This is a genomic window from Cryobacterium sp. TMT1-2-2 (assembly GCF_004403505.1).
In the GTDB taxonomy this organism is placed as follows: Bacteria; Actinomycetota; Actinomycetes; order Actinomycetales; family Microbacteriaceae; genus Cryobacterium; species Cryobacterium flavum.
On sequence record NZ_SOGS01000002.1, the window covers coordinates 180,343 to 197,185 of the forward strand.

15 protein-coding genes and 3 pseudogenes are annotated in these 16,843 nt (G+C 64.2%); 7 read left to right on the forward strand and 11 right to left on the reverse strand.

The annotated features are described in order from the left end of the window. Position 1: 1 nt before the first annotated feature. The 3 genes from aroC to aroB are packed head-to-tail and all read left to right on the forward strand — an operon-like array spanning position 2 to position 2,850. Positions 2-1,210, forward strand: a complete 1,209-nt coding sequence (gene aroC, locus E3T35_RS01035; protein WP_134377641.1) for a chorismate synthase — start codon at positions 2-4, stop codon at positions 1,208-1,210. Positions 1,211-1,229: 19 nt separating this feature from the next. After that, the gene (locus E3T35_RS01040) at positions 1,230-1,751 is read left to right on the forward strand and encodes a shikimate kinase (RefSeq protein ID WP_174777067.1); all 522 of its coding nucleotides are present in this window, start codon (positions 1,230-1,232) and stop codon (positions 1,749-1,751) included. Further along, positions 1,744-2,850, forward strand: a complete 1,107-nt coding sequence (aroB, locus tag E3T35_RS01045; RefSeq protein WP_370449282.1) for a 3-dehydroquinate synthase — start codon at positions 1,744-1,746, stop codon at positions 2,848-2,850. Before E3T35_RS01040 ends, aroB begins: the two co-directional genes overlap by 8 nt. A gap of 104 nt (positions 2,851-2,954) precedes the next feature. Here the strand turns inward: aroB and E3T35_RS01050 are convergent. The 6 genes and pseudogenes from E3T35_RS01050 to E3T35_RS01075 form a co-directional block, all read right to left on the reverse strand. After that, a pseudogene (locus E3T35_RS01050) lies at positions 2,955-3,350 on the reverse strand (DUF779 domain-containing protein); the annotation flags it as partial. A gap of 115 nt (positions 3,351-3,465) precedes the next feature. Continuing rightward, entirely contained in the window at positions 3,466-4,989 is a 1,524-nt protein-coding gene (locus E3T35_RS01055) for an aldehyde dehydrogenase family protein (RefSeq protein ID WP_092340045.1), read from the reverse strand. 149 nt (positions 4,990-5,138) lie between these two features. After that, positions 5,139-5,306 (reverse strand): annotated as a pseudogene (locus E3T35_RS01060) (aldehyde dehydrogenase family protein); the annotation flags it as partial. Between the two features lie 267 nt (positions 5,307-5,573). Then, the gene (locus tag E3T35_RS01065) at positions 5,574-6,968 is read right to left on the reverse strand and encodes a GAF domain-containing protein (RefSeq protein WP_134377642.1); all 1,395 of its coding nucleotides are present in this window, start codon (positions 6,966-6,968) and stop codon (positions 5,574-5,576) included. A 598-nt stretch (positions 6,969-7,566) separates the two neighbouring features. Further along, a pseudogene (locus tag E3T35_RS01070) lies at positions 7,567-8,138 on the reverse strand (Tn3 family transposase); the annotation flags it as partial. Positions 8,139-8,318: 180 nt separating this feature from the next. Continuing rightward, the gene (locus tag E3T35_RS01075; RefSeq protein ID WP_134377644.1) at positions 8,319-8,909 is read right to left on the reverse strand and encodes a TetR/AcrR family transcriptional regulator; all 591 of its coding nucleotides are present in this window, start codon (positions 8,907-8,909) and stop codon (positions 8,319-8,321) included. A gap of 71 nt (positions 8,910-8,980) precedes the next feature. Here E3T35_RS01075 and E3T35_RS01080 point away from each other — a divergent pair, with 71 nt between their 5' ends. Both E3T35_RS01080 and E3T35_RS01085 read left to right on the forward strand, forming a co-directional pair. Beyond that, entirely contained in the window at positions 8,981-9,337 is a 357-nt protein-coding gene (locus E3T35_RS01080) for a DsrE family protein (protein WP_092340050.1), read from the forward strand. A gap of 43 nt (positions 9,338-9,380) precedes the next feature. Further along, the gene (locus E3T35_RS01085) at positions 9,381-9,674 is read left to right on the forward strand and encodes a putative quinol monooxygenase (RefSeq protein WP_134377645.1); all 294 of its coding nucleotides are present in this window, start codon (positions 9,381-9,383) and stop codon (positions 9,672-9,674) included. A 315-nt stretch (positions 9,675-9,989) separates the two neighbouring features. Here the strand turns inward: E3T35_RS01085 and E3T35_RS01090 are convergent, their stop codons facing one another. From E3T35_RS01090 to E3T35_RS01110, 5 genes are all read right to left on the reverse strand, one after another. Beyond that, positions 9,990-10,952 carry a RimK family alpha-L-glutamate ligase gene (locus tag E3T35_RS01090; RefSeq protein ID WP_134377646.1) on the reverse strand — a complete coding sequence of 321 codons (963 nt, stop codon included), beginning with the start codon at positions 10,950-10,952 and terminating at the stop codon, positions 9,990-9,992. Between the two features lie 76 nt (positions 10,953-11,028). After that, the gene (locus tag E3T35_RS01095; protein WP_134377647.1) at positions 11,029-12,603 is read right to left on the reverse strand and encodes an AbgT family transporter; all 1,575 of its coding nucleotides are present in this window, start codon (positions 12,601-12,603) and stop codon (positions 11,029-11,031) included. A gap of 39 nt (positions 12,604-12,642) precedes the next feature. Continuing rightward, positions 12,643-13,971 (reverse strand): M20 family metallopeptidase, encoded by a 1,329-nt coding sequence (locus tag E3T35_RS01100; protein WP_134377648.1) that lies wholly within the window; start codon positions 13,969-13,971, stop codon positions 12,643-12,645. A gap of 133 nt (positions 13,972-14,104) precedes the next feature. Next, positions 14,105-14,608 (reverse strand): SRPBCC family protein, encoded by a 504-nt coding sequence (locus E3T35_RS01105; protein ID WP_134377649.1) that lies wholly within the window; start codon positions 14,606-14,608, stop codon positions 14,105-14,107. A 22-nt stretch (positions 14,609-14,630) separates the two neighbouring features. Beyond that, positions 14,631-15,368, reverse strand: coding sequence for a hypothetical protein (locus E3T35_RS01110; RefSeq protein ID WP_134377650.1), 738 nt, complete (start codon positions 15,366-15,368; stop codon positions 14,631-14,633). A 581-nt stretch (positions 15,369-15,949) separates the two neighbouring features. Between E3T35_RS01110 and E3T35_RS01115 the strand changes: the two genes are divergently transcribed. Next, positions 15,950-16,342: a hypothetical protein gene (locus E3T35_RS01115; protein WP_104090388.1), complete on the forward strand. Its 393-nt coding sequence runs from the start codon at positions 15,950-15,952 to the stop codon at positions 16,340-16,342. Between the two features lie 42 nt (positions 16,343-16,384). Further along, positions 16,385-16,819, forward strand: coding sequence for a type II 3-dehydroquinate dehydratase (locus E3T35_RS01120; protein WP_092340058.1), 435 nt, complete (start codon positions 16,385-16,387; stop codon positions 16,817-16,819). The last annotated feature ends 24 nt before the right edge of the window (positions 16,820-16,843 follow it).

Below are 16,843 nucleotides of genomic sequence, written 5' to 3' on the forward strand. Positions count from 1 at the left end.
CATGCTTCGTTGGCTCACTGCCGGAGAATCTCACGGCCCCGAACTCATCGCCATTGTTGAGGGTTTGCCCGCTGGAATCCCGGTCACCCTTGATTCGATCCGTCTCGATCTGGCGCGCCGCAAGCTCGGCTACGGCCGCGGCGCCCGCATGAAATTTGAAGAGGACGAGCTCACCCTCTCGGGTGGAGTGCGCCACGGCGTCACCCTCGGCGGACCGGTCGCGCTGCGCATCGGCAACTCGGAATGGCCCAAATGGGTCGATGTGATGAGCGCCGCACCGGTAGATCCGGCCACGCTCGCCCGCGGCCGCGGCGCGCCCCTGACCCGGCCCCGGCCCGGACATGCTGACCTGGCCGGCATGCAGAAGTACGGCTTCGATGAAGCCCGCCCGGTGCTGGAGCGCGCGAGCGCCCGCGAGACCGCCGCTCGGGTGGCGCTCGGCGCCGTCGCGCGGTCGTTCTTGAACGAGCTGGGAATCCAGCTGGTCAGCCACACCATCGCCATCGGCCCGGTGCGGGTGCCCGACGGCACGCCGTTGCCGCAGCCGGGCGACGTCGATGCCCTCGACGCCGACCCGCTGCGCTGTTTCGACGCCGCGACATCCGCTTTGATGGTGGCTGAAGTGGATGCCGCGCATCAGGACGGCGACACCCTCGGCGGCGTGGTCGAGGTGCTCGCCTACAACCTTCCCCCCGGCCTCGGCTCCTTCGTGCACTGGGACCGACGCCTGGATTCCCAGCTCGCCGCTGCCCTCATGGGCATTCAGGCGATCAAGGGCGTCGAGGTCGGCGACGGCTTCGAAACCACCCGCCGCCGCGGCTCGGCCGCCCACGACGAACTCGTGCAGGCGGATGGCGCCATTCAGCGCGTCAGCGACAAGGCTGGCGGCACAGAGGGCGGCATGAGCACCGGCACGGTGTTGCGCGTTCGCGCCGGCATGAAGCCGATCGCCACGATTCCCCGGGCACTGCGCACGGTCGACGTCGCCACGGGAGAACCGGCACCGGCTCATCATCAACGCTCCGACGTCTGTGCGGTTCCGGCAGCCGGCGTTGTCGCCGAGGCCATGGTGGCGCTCGTGCTCGCGAACTCGGTTCTGGAGAAGTTCGGCGGTGACTCGATCGGCGAGACCCGGCGCAACCTCGAGTCCTACCTGGCCAACATTCCGGCCAACGTGCGCACGGGCGCGTCGAGCGACGCAACGCTGTGACGACTCTTCGGCTGTTTCGATGCTGACCCAGCGCAACTCGTTGCTGCCGATCGTTTTCATCGGGCCGATGGCCGCCGGAAAAACCAAGATCGGTCGCCGGGTGGCCCGCGGCCTGAACGTACCCTTCATCGACACCGATAAACGCATCGTGGAGAGCTACGGTCCGATTCCGGAGATTTTCGCTCGCGAGGGCGAAGAGTATTTTCGCATCATCGAGCGTGAAGCTGTGGACTGGGCGCTCGGCGAACCGGCCATCGTGTCGCTCGGCGGTGGAGCAGTGCTGAACGTCGACACCCAGGCGGATCTCGACGACGCGACAGTCGTCTACCTGAGCGTTACCCGTGCTGCCGTGCAGGCACGCCTCGGCGGTAGCAAAAGGCCGCTCCTGACCGGTGGTATCGCCGACTGGGAACGCATCTACAACCTGCGCCGCCCCACCTATGAGGCCCTCGCGACGATTCACCTGGACACCTCCAACCGACCGATCAGCGGCATTGCCGACGAAATCGTGAATTGGGTACAAGAAAGAAATGATGAGTGAGATTTCAATGATGACCGAACAGAGCCGCACCACAGTGATCACCGTAACCGGCGTTGACAGCTATCCGGTCAGTGTGGGGCGTGGCCTCGTCACTACCGTCGCCGATCAGCTGGGCAGCGGCGTCAACAAGGTTCTCATCGTGCACACCTCCACCGTCGGGGCCCGGGCTGTCGCCCTGCGCGACAACCTGCTCGAGACCTATTCCGAAGTGCTGCTCGCTGAGATTCCCGACGCCGAGGCTGCCAAGCGGGTCGAGGTCGCCGCGTTCTGCTGGGGCGTCATGGGCCAATCCGACTTCAGCCGCACCGATGCCGTAATCAGCCTCGGCGGCGGCGCCGTCACTGACCTCGCCGGCTTCGTCGCGGCCACCTGGCTGCGCGGCGTGAAACTCATTCAAATTCCCACGAGCGTGCTCGGTATGGTCGACGCGGCCATCGGCGGCAAGAACGGCATCAACACCGCCGAGGGCAAGAACCTCGTCGGCACCTTCTATGCGCCCGCCGCCGTGCTCTGCGACCTCGACCTGCTCGATGCCCTGCCGAAGAATGAGATCCTCGCCGGCTTCGCCGAGATCGTGAAGGCCGGGTTCATTCAGGTTCCCGAGATTCTCGACATCATCGAAGCGGATGTCGACCGCGCCACCGACCCGACCACCCCCGAATTTCGCCGCCTGATCGAACTGTCGATCGCCATGAAGGCACGAATCGTGGGGGAGGACTTCAAGGAGGCCGGCCTGCGCGAGATCCTCAACTACGGGCACACTCTCGGGCACGCGGTCGAGCACGCCGAACGGTACGGCTGGCGCCACGGTGCTGCCGTCGCGGTCGGCATGATGTTCGCGGCCGAGCTCGCCGCTCTGAGCGGCCGTCTCTCGGTCGAGATCGTCGACCGGCACCGCAACATCCTCGAATCTCTGACCCTGCCGACCGGCTACCCGGTGGGCCGCTGGCCCACCCTGCTCGCCACGATGCAGCGCGACAAGAAGACCCGCAGCGGCATGCTGCGCTTTGTCGTGCTCGACGACGTGGGCAAGCCCACCATTCTCGAGGGCCCCGACGCGTCGCTGCTGTTCAGCGCGTACCAGGCCATAGGTCAGTAGATACCGCGTCAGGCGGGACTGCGGGCCGGGGCGAGCGGGACTGCGGCATCCGCTTCAACCGTCTCGGCGGAGTCAGCCGGAGCGGCGAATGGGGTCATCGTGGTCATCAGCTCGGAGCGGATGAGAAAGCGCACGCCGCGCGGAGCCTCGGCACTGAACCCGCTGCCACGGCCCGGCACGACGTCGACGGTGAGGAAGGTGTGGCTCCAATAGTTGAACTGCTCGGCCGACATCCAGAAGTCGAGCGGCTGAGCGGGCCCACCGGCCGGGGCCAGGTCGAACTGGCCGAGGCGTACGTCCTGGTCGCTGGTGATGAACTCCCCGGCCATGAACAGCATGGGCGAACTGCCGTCGCAGCATCCGCCGGACTGATGGAACATGAGCGGACCGTGCTCCTCCCACAGGCTGCGGAGCAGATCGACCGCGACCGGGGTGAGCTCGACGCGGGGGACGGTTTCACCGGCGATCGTGACCGACGCGGTTATCGTAGGTGTCGACATTGACGGACCTTTCTACAGAAGAAACGATGAAAAAGGGGCTGCCTACGACGTTACGTCGTTGGCAGCCCCCGGGCCAGACCTACAGTGAACTCATCCGCTGGTACCGAGGTGCGGTTTAGAAGAAGCCGAGCTTGTTCTCTGAGTAGGACACCAGCAGATTCTTGGTCTGCTGGTAGTGCCCGAGCGCGAGCTTGTTGTTCTCGCGGCCGATTCCCGAGCTCTTGTAACCGCCGAACGCGGCGCCAGCCGGGTAGGCGTGATAGTTGTTCACCCAGACACGGCCGGCCTGGATGTCGCGACCCGCCCGGTACGCGACGTTGCCGTTGCGTGACCAGACACCGGCGCCGAGACCATAGATGGTGTCGTTGGCGATCGAGATGGCGTCGTCGTAGTCGGTGAAGCTCGTCACGGCGAGCACCGGTCCGAAGATCTCCTCCTGGAACAGACGCATCTTGTTGTGGCCCTCGAAGATGGTCGGCTGCACGTAGTAGCCGTCGGTGAGGTCGCCGCCGAGGTCGGCACGTTCGCCGCCGAGGGCGAGCTTGGCACCCTCCTTGGTGCCGATGTCGATGTAGGAGAGGATCTTCTCGAGCTGGTCGTTGCTGGCCTGCGCGCCCATCTGGGTGTCGGTGTCGAGCGGGTTGCCCTGGATGATCTTCTTGGCCCGGGTGACGGCGTCGCCGAGGAAGCTGTCGTAGATCGGCTTCTGCAACAGCGCGCGGCTCGGTGCCGTGCAGACCTCGCCCTGATTGAAGGCGAAGAGCACGAAGCCTTCCTGCGCCTTGTCGTAGAAGGCGTCCTTCTCCTGGGCTACGTCGCTGAAGAAGATATTCGGGCTCTTGCCGCCCAACTCAACGGTCGAGGGGATGATGTTGGCCGACGCGTACTGCAATATGAGACGGCCGGTCGTGGTCTCACCGGTGAAGGCGATCTTGCGGATGCGGTTGCTCGAGGCGAGCGGCTTGCCCGCTTCGAGGCCGAAGCCGTTGACGACGTTGACCACCCCAGGGGGGAGGATGTCGCCGATGAGCTCCATCAGCACCAGGATCGAGACCGGGGTCTGCTCGGCGGGCTTCAGCACGATCGCGTTGCCGGCGGCGAGAGCGGGGGCGAGCTTCCAGACGGCCATCAGAATGGGGAAGTTCCACGGGATGATCTGGCCGACGACGCCGAGCGGCTCGTGGAACTGGTACGAGACGGTGTCGCCGTCGAGCTGGGCGTGGTCGCCGTCCTGGGCGCGGATCGCCGAGGCGAAGTAGCGGAAGTGGTCGGCGGCGAGGGGAATATCGGCGTTGATCGTCTCGCGGACGGCCTTGCCGTTGTCCCAGGTCTCCGCGACGGCGAGCATTTCGGTGTTGGCGTCGATCAGGTCGGCGATCTTGTTGAGCACGGCAGCGCGCTCGGTGGGGCTGGTCTTGCCCCAGGCCGGTGCGGCCTTGTGGGCGGCGTCGAGGGCCAGTTCGATGTCTTCAGCGGTGCCGCGAGCGACTTCGGCGAACGGCTTGCCGGTGACGGGGGTGATGTCCTCGAAGTACTGGCCCTTGACCGGGGCGACCCATTCGCCGCCGATCCAGTTCTCGTACCGAGACTTGAAGGTAACTTTGGAGCCGGGTGTTCCTGGGACTGAATAGACGGTCATGTCACTCCTATTTCGACGACGATGTCGGTCCGCGTTCTGCGGTGTTCCCAGAGTAGGAGTGCCAACGTTGCAAAAGGTTGCGAGGCTCCGCCGGTCGCGGCCACACGCAAACGCGCGACGAAGCGACCAGCGGATGCCCGGCATCCGCTCTAGAAGAAGCCCAGCGCGTTCTCGGAGTACGACACGAGCAGGTTCTTGGTCTGCTGGTAGTGGCCGAGACCGGACTCGGAGTCGTTGGCGATGGAGATGGCATCGGCGTAGTCCTCGAAGCTGGTCACGGCGAGCACCGGGCCGAAGATCTCTTCCTGGAAGATGCGCGGACCGGCGACACGTCGTCGAAATATTCGCCCGCAACGGGCGGCGTCCACGCTCCGTCGCTCCAGTTCTCGTAGCGTGGCTTGAAGGTGACGTGGCTTCCGGGTGTTCCGGGCGCTGCGTAAATGGTCATGTGATTCCTTGGGCGATAGCTCTATCTACTGCGTCGTCGACTGCTGTGCGACGACCGTGTCAGATGAGGCCGCGTGAACACGTCAGAGTGACGGGCCGCGACTCGTGCCTTCAACGCTAAAAGCGAGCGCGTTGCGTTACCGTTGCGAAGTAGTGCGCAGGGCGCCCAGCTCGTCGTCGATGCGCTTCAACCGAGCGACGACCGTGGCGCGTTTGGGGGAGCGGGCCGGCAGCAGCTCCAGGCAGGCACGCCAGACCTCGGAGTCGTAGGTGGCTTCCTCTGACCGGGCATATTCGAGGAGCAGGTCGACCGAGGCATCGGTCAGCATCGCCTCACGCAGGCGGGCGCTGACCTCGGTGCGAATGTCGATGATCCCGGGGGAGAACGAGTTGGGCAGAACCGGTCCGCGGTAGGCGGCGAGGGCCACCCGGTGGGCGCCGCGTTCCAGGAATGCCAGCACCCGTTGGGCGTCCAGCTCCACCGGGAACTGCAGCCGGTAGGGACGAGATCCGATGACGACCGGCGGGCTGACCTGCTCCAAGACCTTCCGTACCCGCACCATCTCGGCGCGCAGGGTATCGACGCTGTTATTCTGGTCGCTGCCGGTCTGGTCGCTGAGCAGAAAAGCCAGTCGGTCGGCGGAGAGTCCTTCGCGGTGCCAGGCGAGCAGGGTGAGAATTTCGGCGTGCCGCGGGCTGACATCGATGGCCATTCCGCCGCTCTCGAGGTGGCCGTAGTCGCTGCCGAGCACGCCGAACCCCACGGGCACCAGGTTGCGGCCCGGGGCCAGGAGCAGGGCGATGCTGGAGCGGCGGGGGGCGCGCGCATCCGTTCGGTCGGACGCAATCGTGCGGTGGCCGTCGAGGCGCTGGATGCGTAGTTCCGCCTCCATGGCGGCGACGGCGGCCTCGACGAGGGGGAGTGTCTGCGGCGCGACCGCCTGGTCGCCGCCCGTGATGTCGATCACGCCGAGGATCTTGCCGGTGTCCGGGTCGTGAATGGGCACGGCGGTGCAACTCCACGGGTGGGCGAGGGCGTTGAAGTGTTCGGCCCGCCGAATCTGAATGCCCCGGTCGAGGGCGAGGGCGGTGCCGGGGGCGCTGGTTCCGACCCGTTGCTCCGACCAGTCGGCCCCCTCGACGAACAGCATTTCCTCGACCTGGCGGCGCAGCACCCGGTCCCCGTCGATCCAGAGCAGTCGGCCGGACTCATCACCGATCGCCACCAGCAACTCGGCGTCGAGGGCGTGGCGAATGAGCAGGTTGTGCACGACCGGCAACACCGCGGCAAGCGGATGCTGGTTGCGGAGGTCCCGTAGTTCGACGTCGGTCAGTGCCCGCTCGGGTGCCACGCTGCCGGGGTCGAGGCTGAGCGAGAGCGAACGTTGCCAGGAATCCTGCACGAGCTTGCGAACGCCGGTCTGGAAGACCCGGTCTGTGACGGCAGATTCGTGGGCCCGTTCCAGGGCGACCAGGCTTTCCCGCGCGGGGCCGGAGGGAACCGACGACGTACTCTTCAAGCCGTGTCCCATCAGCGTTCCTTCCGATCAGCATTGGTCGGGCGACGAGGCCGCGGCCACCGTAGGAATTTCATTCTAAGGGTACCGTCCGGGCGATCGGCCAGAGTGCGGGGCATCCTCTTATCATTCGTTGAGCTTCTGCTGCCCGATGTAGTCATCAAAGTCTCCGTAAAACCGTACAGAAGCCGAACAGTTGCACGAGGAGGCAACATATGAGCCGAACTTCCGCGGTTAATCGTTCGGTGACCGACCGGAGCTACCGCGTCACTAAACTGGCCGCCGAGTTCGACCTGACAACATTCGATTGCGGCGAGCCGGCTTACAATCAGTGGCTGAGCGAGCATGCCCGCACGGCCGTCGAATCAGGTTGCGCGCTGGCATCGGTGAGCGCGTCGTCGGCTACTACGCGATCTGTCCCACCATGGTCGTGCGGTCTGACCTGCCCAGGCCGTTTCAGCGAGGTGTTCTGCGTTGGGCGCCCGCGTGGCTGCTTGCCAGGCAGGCCATGGACCAGTCCCTTCGCAGGGATGTAACCCATAAGTGGGGAGCCCAGCTTCTGCGCGAGGCGCTCCGGAGCATCATCGACAGCCCACGACGGTGGTGGTCAGATAATCGTGGTCGATGCCGACAACGCGGGTCTGGTCAGTTGGTACTCCCGCCAGGCACGGCCCAGCGGGGTTGGCCGGCCGCCTCCTTGCAAGACACGAAGAAGCCCTGATGCTTGCACTGCGCCTGCGGCGAGGCTTCCCGCGACACGCAGCAGATCATCCCAGTGGGTGGTGATCAGGTCGGTGTTGATCTGATTTCGGGCAGGGCCATTCGAAGGACCGTAGTTCGCAGTTCGGTCGGTGCGCCAGAAGCGGACCGAACCGATGTCTGCGAGGCGGGGGTTGAATTGGTATCCGAGGAGACGGAATAGCCCGTACACGTGGTCGGAGTAGCCGGCAGTGTCGGTCATCAACTCGGTGGGTTGGAGCGTTGTTTGCTGCTCGAGGAGACCGTCGAGGATGTAGAGACTGTCGCGGAGCGTGCCGGGGACGACGATGGCGTGAAAGCCGGAAAATTGGTGGGAGACGAAGTTGAGGAGGTGATTCCTCTGCCGGCGCCGAAATATCGAGGGTTGGACCCGGCGTTCAGGGTTCGGACGGGGACGACAAACCGGAGCCCGTCGGCTGAGGCGAGATGTGGGAAAATTCGGTGAGGAAACTGGATCAGCCGGCGACGTCGAGGAGTAGTTCGGGCAGATCTCTGCGAGGCAGACGTTCTTGGGTGAGGGTGTGAAGTGTTGTCAGGCTGGGTGGTTCGTCGAGCTTGTCGAGCGCAGTCAAAATGGGGCGGTCTCGCCGCCAGTAGACACCGTCTTTATCGGCTTTGTTGCGAGTCCTCCGGGTTGTGAGCGTCGACGAGTTCTTGTGCCATGGTGCTTGCTTCGCGCACGAGAGCAGCGTCGCGTCCGACTTTCGCTGCTGTGATGGCGGCGTCGTAGAGCAAGACCAGTCGGGATACTGCTGTGGACGTAGTGTCTGCACCGATGAGGATGGCCAGGTGTGCGCGAACGACGGCGCGGTAGCGTTGGGCGACTGTGCGTACTGCCGCGCATTCCGGTAGTTCAATCACGGCGTTGGTGAATGGGCAGCCGTAGAACGTGTTTACTTCAACTGAGCGGGCGAGGGCCTCAAATAGGGCTGAGATCCGATCCCGGCGTGGCGAAAGCGGATTGTCCAGAGCGTGAGCGTTTCCAATCCAGCCGTCTAGTTCCTGTTCCAGGTAGGCCACGACAAGAGCTTCTTTGTTGGCGAAGTTGTTATAGAGGCTGGCTTTGGCGACGCCCGCGTTACGCACAACGAGATCGATTCCCGTTGCATTGATGCCGTGTTCGTGGAATAGGTGGCCTGCCGACGCGAGTAGGCGCGCCTTGGCGCTCACTATCGGGGTGATGGTCGACGAATGCATGCCTTGATATTACCAGACTGATCGGTATACTCAGTAGTGGCCAGATCGGTCTAACTAGGAGGTAAATATTTATGTCTGATTCCAAGATCGCCGTCGTCATTTATGAGCCCATCGGCTCCGACAGTTCACGCGTCTATCGCGGTCTCAAGACTGCCCTAGAATTTAAGGACGCCGGTGATGACGTCGTCGTCGTTTTCGACGGGTCGGGCGTTGAATCCCTCGCCGCCATCTCAGACCCCAAGCACAAGATGAATCCCCTCGCCGTCGCCCTGCACGACAACATCCGGGGCGCCTGTGCATTCTGCGTCGCATCCCACGGGGTTACCGACGCTGTCGACGCTGGCGGGTGGCCGCTGTTGGCTGAGTACAAGGGCGAAGCAAGTATCCGTTCTCTCGTGGTCGAGGGCTACCAGATCCTCAACTTCTAAGCACCACGTCCAACCTTTCACTTTTATATGAATTGGAGTTTTCATGGCCCTGATAGTTCTTCTTGACCTTCGCCTGAAATCGGAAGCCGTTCTCGCTGCGCCGGCCATGCTGCGAGACATCCTTACTGGGACCCGAGCATTTAAGGGGTGTCTGGGTGTTGACGTGTTGCTTGATTGCGACGATCCCGCCCACATGATTTTGCTGGAGCGGTGGGCGTCGGCTGACGCTGACGCGGCCTATCGTCAGTGGCGCGCGGGCGCTGGTGCGACCGAACTGGGCTCATTGCTAGCCAGCGCCCCGCAGGTCTCAGTGTTTGAGACTGCCAGCGACATCTGACTGAGCACTACGGCGCACACCCGAGGTCATGTTCACGTCCTCGGGTGCGCGCTGTGCGTGTGTTCCCGGTTATAGAACCGCGCCGGGTAAGCCGCCTGCACTTGGTGCAGCTGCGGGTCAGCCACACACACACCATGCAGGGAGCAGGCCATGTATCAAGCAGTCTGAAATGAGGTCGCGCTGGCAGAGTTGGATGAGACCATCCGGGTTGACACCACCGTTATATCGGTGGTTCCAGCTACCACGTGAACCGCCTTGGGCCAACGTACAGGTTTATCCGTTCGTGAGTTGGTCCCGGCGCCGGCGCCAGGTATTTTAGGCTGCGAGCTTTTTGAGGTACCGTGCCAGGGCGCGTGGAGCCGAACGAGGGGCCTCGGCCTCGACGAGCGCGTTGTAGTTCGTGTTGGTATTCACGTCGTAAGTGAGCACTCGACCGTCTTCGGCCTCGATGAACTCGATACCGCAGACTTCCAACCCGTTCCGCCGCGCAAACTCGAGGTATTTGTCGATGATTGAGTGGTCGAAGTCATCGCGCACACTGAACAGTTGCTGACCGGCTACGGGTGCGATGGTGGCGCCGGGAGGCATGATCAACTCGCGCGTGATCGGGTCGATGGCGCAGGCATCCGCTGGGCAGAGTTGGAAGCCGCCCCGCGCGGTATCGGCCTTGACCGCGTAGATGAACTCTCCGCCGACGATCTCGACCCGGGTGATGAAGGGTTCCTTGGCCTGGATGTATTCCTGTATGAGTGTGATGCCGTCCTGCGGCTCCTCGAACTCGTCGGAGGCAACATACTCGGCGAGCTCGTCCTGGCTGTCGAACTTGCGCACCCCCAAGCCCTTACCGCCTTGATTGTGCTTGGTCATGAACGGGGCGGCAAAGCCCTGCGCTGCGGCGAGAATTTGCTCACGGCCCACCGCCGCTACGGTGCGCGGGGTGTTAATTCCGGCGGCCTTGAGCGCGACCAACTGCTCGACCTTACTCATCTCAAGCTCGAGCACGCGCCGGCCATTCACCGTGCGGCGGCCGTGGGCCTCGAGCCAGGCCAGTACGGCGCGCGCGTAGTCTTTCGACATTCCGTGGTCGCGGGTGTGAGCGGATGCGCTGATGCGCGACCAGAAGATTCCCTCCGGCGGCACCGAATCCAGGTCGAGAACCCCGTCGGTGAGCAGCCATTCCTTTACCTCCATACCCTCTGCGTCAAACGCCCGGGCGAACGGTGGAAACCACTCGGGGTTCTCGTGCAGGGCATAGATCGTGGGCAGGCTGGAAGTCATGAAAATCCTTTCGGTTGCACTGAAGATAAGAGGGTGATGTCGCGCACTATTCCGCGCGGCCTAACGGCGACTTCCATTAGGGAATGAGGATCCCGTTGCCGGGACCCATCGGCAGGTCGAAGAAGTAGAACACACTCAGCACCCCCACCCAGGCGAGCCAGAACGTAACCGCGAAGGGCAGCATACGGGCGATCATAGTGCCGAGCCCCGCCTGCGGCTCGTACTTGCGCAGCATCGTGAGTAGCACGATCATGTACGGGTTGAGCGGTGTCAGCACCTGGGTGGCCGAATCTCCCACCCGGAAGGCGCCCTGGATAAACGCGGGTTCGTAGCCAAGGAGCACGAACAGCGGCACGAAAACGGCGGCCATCAGCGTCCACATCGCCGAGCCTGAAATGATGAAGAGGTTCAGTAGCGAGGCGAGCAGCACGAAGCTAACCACGGCCGGAAATCCGGTGAGACCGATGGACTCAAGGCCGCTGGCTCCCGCCACGGCAAGCCAACTTCCGATTCCGGAAAAATTGAACAGGGCAATGAACTGGCCGAGGATGAACGCGAGCACGAGGAATCCGCTCATGTCCTTGATAGCTTGCCCCATCACGCGGGGCACGTCACTGCCCCTGGCGATGGTACCGGTGATCTTGCCGTATACCAGACCCGGTATCACGAACATGGCGAAGACGATGAACACGATCGAACTCAGCAGGGGCGAGCGCGGCAGGAACTCGCCGTCTTCGCCTCGCCACGGAGATTCCGGCAGGAGCACGCCGACCAGAATCACCGCAGCGACCACGGTACCAGCCACGAACGACCAGAACAGGCCACGGTTCTCGGCGTCCGTGAGCCGGGCGTTCATCGCGGCGGGAACCAACACGGCGTCGTCGTCGTCGACGATCTCCTGGCGCGCAATCCCCTGCCGACCCAGACGCGGTTCCAGAATCTTGTCGATAATGAAGCCGGCGACGGCGATGAGCACGAGCGAGGAAACCACATTGAAGAAATAGTTCGACACCGGGGTAACGGCGGAACCGGCGTTGGGCAGGTTCTGCGTGACAGACGTGGTGATTCCGGCGAACAGCGCGTCGAGGCTCGTCACGAACAGCGAGGTCGAATAGCCGGCGCCCACGGCGGCGAACCCGCCGAGCAGCCCAGCCACCGGGTGCCGCCCGGCTGCCTTGAATACCAGGGCGGCCAGCGGGGGGATGACCACGAAGGCCGCATCAGACATGATCGATCCAACGACCCCCACGAACGCCACGGCATAGGGCAGTGACCAGCGCGGCGCCGATCCGAAGGTCTTGCGGATCAGCGCCGCGAGCAGGCCCGACTTCTCGGCCACACCGACCGCGAGCAGGATGGGCAGCACCGTCGCGAGCGGCGGGAATCCCAGGTAGTTGACCCCGATATTCTGGGTGAACCAGGTGAGCCCCTCCGCAGTGAAGAAGCCCTTGACCACCGTGACTTCGTCGGTTCCGGGCAGTTGCACCGTGACATTCGCCCATGCCATCGCGGTCGACGCGACCGCCGTGATGCCAAAGAGCAGGAGGAAGAGCATGAACGGGTCTGGCAGTTTGTTGCCGACGCGTTCGATTCCGCCGAGAAAACGATCGATCAGGGCGCTACGCCGGGTGAGGGACGGTTGTGAAGACATGGGGCCTACCTTGCTTCGGGTCGATCGGTGAATGAGGAATCAGTCGAAGAAGTGCGGCACGTCGATCGCACCGCCCTGCTCCGCGAACTCCTCGGCCACGCTCTGGCGCAGCTCGGCGTCGCAGAGAAAATCGAGGGCGGTGAGCGCGAGCCCGCAGGCTCCGTCAAGGGCACCGCCCTCGGCGGCATCCGTTGCTGAGGCCGCCGCGAATTCTCGGGTGTGCAGGGCAACGTCTGGTGCCGCGATCTTGATCAGTGGGTGGATACCGGGGATGCGATGGCTGACATTGCCGAAGTCGGTCGACGCTGCGATGGTTTCCGACACCACGCCGAGCGGCAGCGGCTGGCGGCCGCGGCGCTGTTGGGCGGCGACCCACCGTTCGGTGAGCGCGTCGTTTGTTCGCACCGGCAGGGTGGGGGCGTGTTCGTCCCAGTCGACCTCGACGCTGGTTCCGGTCATCAAGGCCGCGCCTCGGGCGATGCCGTTCAACCGTTCGCTGAGGTCCTTGAGGGTCTCGGCGAATTTAGAGCGGGCGTAGAGCTCGAGCACCGCCCGCTCAGGAATTATGCTCGGCCGAGTTCCCCCCTCGCTGATCACGGCGTGCACGCGGTCCACCGGCGGCAGCTGCTGACGCAGCAGGCCAACGGCCTGATACGCCAGGGTTGCCGCGTCGAGGGCGTTGCGTCCCATAAAAGGTTGAGCGGATGCGTGCGCCGCGACGCCCGTAAACGTCACGGTGAGCACCCGCCGGCCGAGCCACACCTGGTCGGCGAGGTCGTAGCCGTAGGGGTGCACCATGATCGCGGCGTCGAGGCCGTCGAAGGCACCGTGCCTGGCCATGACCTCCTTGCCGGAGAAGCCTTCCTCAGCGGGGGTGCCGAGCAATACCACCCGGCCCGTGAATGCGTCGGGATTCTCAGTGAGTGTGTTCGATAGCGCGAGGAAAGCACCGACTCCGGCGGCGGCGATCACATTGTGGCCGCAGCCGTGCCCGACGTCAGGCAAAGCATCGTATTCGCTGAGAATCGCGATGGCCGGGCCGTCGCCCGACCCGATCTCGGCGCGAATTGCGGTATCAACCCCGTTCACGCCGAGCTGTGCGGCTATCCCGTGGCGACCGAGCAGCTCCACCAAATAGGCGGCGCTTCGATGCTCCTGAAAGGCGGTCTCCGGGTCGGCGTGCAGACTGTGAACGACGTGTCTCAGATCCTCGGCAAGCGCCTCGGCGTGGGCTTCGACGACCCGTACCAGTTCTTCCGGGGCCCCGGCGAACCGCGACGGCACCGCCACAGAGGTCTGCATCCTCCGCGCAGTGTCGGCCTGAAGCTTCTGAAGATACGTGGTCGTCGGCACTATCGAATGGCTCATACATCCACACTAGACAGGGTGATTATCTCGTGGCGCCGTCCTGACCAACGCCGTCATCTAGAACGGGTGCTGGGTCAGCATCGCACGTGGTGGAAGCACAGACAGCATGAAGGAATAAGCGCGAGCGGCCCAGTCATGACTGGGCCTGGTCTTCTGCATCGGCGGAGACCTCGACGATCCGCTTGATCGCGGCGAGGGTTTTGGGGATGCCATCGAGGGCCTGCTGGGTGCGGTCGGCGATCTGAGCGTTCGCCTCGTCGCCGAACTTCTCCTCGAACATGGCGATCCCGTCCGGCAGGAACTCCCAAGACTCGGTGAGTCTCGTCCCGGTCTCCGCAGCGGCGAAGCTGAAGCCCCAGCGCACGAAGCTGCCGCCCACCACCCAGGCGAACTCGCGACCGCGCTCTGCCGTCACCACCTCGGACCGGGTCTGCCAGGTCCGCTGCGGGAGCTCGTTGCGCCCGGTAAACCAGGCACCAACCCGACCAGCCTCGGCCTCGTCGTCCCACCAGCACGACTTACAGACCGGACTCCACTCGCCGGTGCGGGTGATGTCGGAGAGAAGGTCGTAGAGAAACGTAGCCGATGCGTCGACGAGGATGGATTCTTGGTGGCTGAGGGTGCTTGTCTCACTCATGCATTTACCCTAACGACGGGGGTCACTTCTTCTGCCGCCGGCTGCCGCCGTGCCAGTCTTCTTGTTTTCCGACTGTGTCTCTGTCGATTCCGAACGCGGCTAGCTGTGGCCGTTCGCGTAGGCTCCGTTTAAGTTCGGCAAAACCCGGGAAGCGGGCCAGAGCGACTACGTGGTCCCACAACTCGACCGCCGAGTCCTCGTGTGGCAGTCGGCTGATCACCGGCCCGAAGAAGGCCACACCGGCGGGCGGCTCGAAGTGGATGATGGGCGTGCCCACGTCTTTTCCCGTCAGCGAGAGTGCCTCGTCCGTCTCCTGCTGGATCTCCCCGTCCCATGATTCGTCGTCGAGAGCGTCCGCCAGCTCGAGTGGCAGGCCCGCCTCGGCGAGGATCGGTTCCGCGAACTCACGCGTCCCGCGGAGCTCAGGCAGGTCGACCTCGGCCTGGTGGTTGGCCGGGCTGGGGGCGGTGTCGAAGATGTGGGTCCCGAAGGCGGCGTACAGCGGTGCCATCGCCTCGCGGCCGTGCTCCGCTCGCGCTCGGGCGGCTACCCGCAGGAGCCGGAGTCCGGCGGTGTGGCCAGCTTCGTACTCGGGAGGGAAGTGCGCGTCGTAGTCGACCTTGGCGTTGATTAGGCGCAACGAGATGAACCGCCAGTCCACGGTGTAGTCGCGCTGCGCCTGCACCTGGCGCACCCATTTGCTGGTCATCCAGGCGAAGGGGCAGACCGGGTCGAAGTAGAAGTTAATGTCGGCGTCCATGCGTCCACCCTAGGTCAGTGCCACAAACACGACCGAGATGGACCGGGCGAGGTGGGCTCGAGGAGCGCCCTCGCACTGATCAGAGCGTGCGCCGGATCAGGACGGTGGCGAGCTGTTCCGGCGTGCCCACGGCGCCCCGCACACCCTTCACAATCTTGAGCGGACGTTTTCGTTCCGTTACTACGCAGAACCCTAGTCCTGTGGCTCGCGCGAAAGACCGATCCTCGCCCGGTACCTTTATCGCCCGATGCGGTCGAGCAGATTCAGTGATTGGCCAAGCTTGGCGATGAGGGGCTCCTCTCCGAAGCAGAATACGAAGCAAAACGCGCCGAACTTCTCGGCCGAATCTGACTGCCGGCACAGGTACGTCCATGTGCGGTGCCTGTCCCTGAGGTGAGAACCTCACGGACACGGTGGTGTGGGCCGCTCACCGGCTCGAGGCGTACTGACCTGCGGCGGGAATCGAGCCCCTGCTGACACGGTCGCCGGAAGATATTCACAGCCGAGTGAGTTCAGCAATTTTCTGGGGATAACCTTTCGCCCCGGCAACTGTGATTCATTCTGGGCCCATGACACTGTCAATGAAAATTGAAGACTCCCCGCCCGTGTTCACCCTGGAGCAGGCCAGAGCCCGGGTTTTCGACCTGATCGGCCACGCGATCCAGCCGCAGATCTGGCTCATGGTGCTCGACGTCCACGGGCAGCAGCTCTCGCTGCTGATTCCGATCGACGGAATTCCGGTACGTCCGGAACCGGGTTCCGTTCGCCCATTCGCCGTGCGGATCAACGAGATCGTGGCACGGGACGCTCCGGGAGGCAGCCTGATCGTGACGCTGGAACGGCCGGGATCGGCGGCCCTCACCGCCCCCGACCAAGCCTGGGCGATGGAACTGACCGAGTCCTTCGGCAAGCTCATGCGCATCTCCGGCCTGTTCGTGGCACACGATGACGGCATCGCAATTCTTGCTCCCTGAGGGCGGCCCGCTGGCACGGGTACCACGGCCTAGGCTGAGTGGATGAGTACAGTGCTGGTTCTGAACGGTCCGAACCTCGGGCGCCTCGGCAGTCGCGAGCCCGATGTCTACGGGTCGGCGAACCTGGACGACCTGCGCGAGCTGCTCGTCGCATCCGCTCGCGAAGGCGTGAGCATCGATCTGCGGCAGACCGACGACGAGGCCGAACTCATTCACTGGCTGTACGAAGCCGTCGACGAGCGGATGCCGGTGATCCTGAATCCGGCAGCGTTCACGCACTACAGCTATGCGCTGCGGGATGCTGCGTCCCTGGTCACCAAGGCGGGCCTGCTGCTGATCGAGGTGCACATCTCCAACCCGCACGCTCGCGAGACGTTTCGTCACACGAGCGTCGTGAGCGCCATTGCGACCGGTGTCATCGCCGGTCTCGGCTTCGACTCCTACCGGCTGGCACTGGACTTCGTCACCGCACCGTGACGCTCCGGCACCGGATTGCCTTTG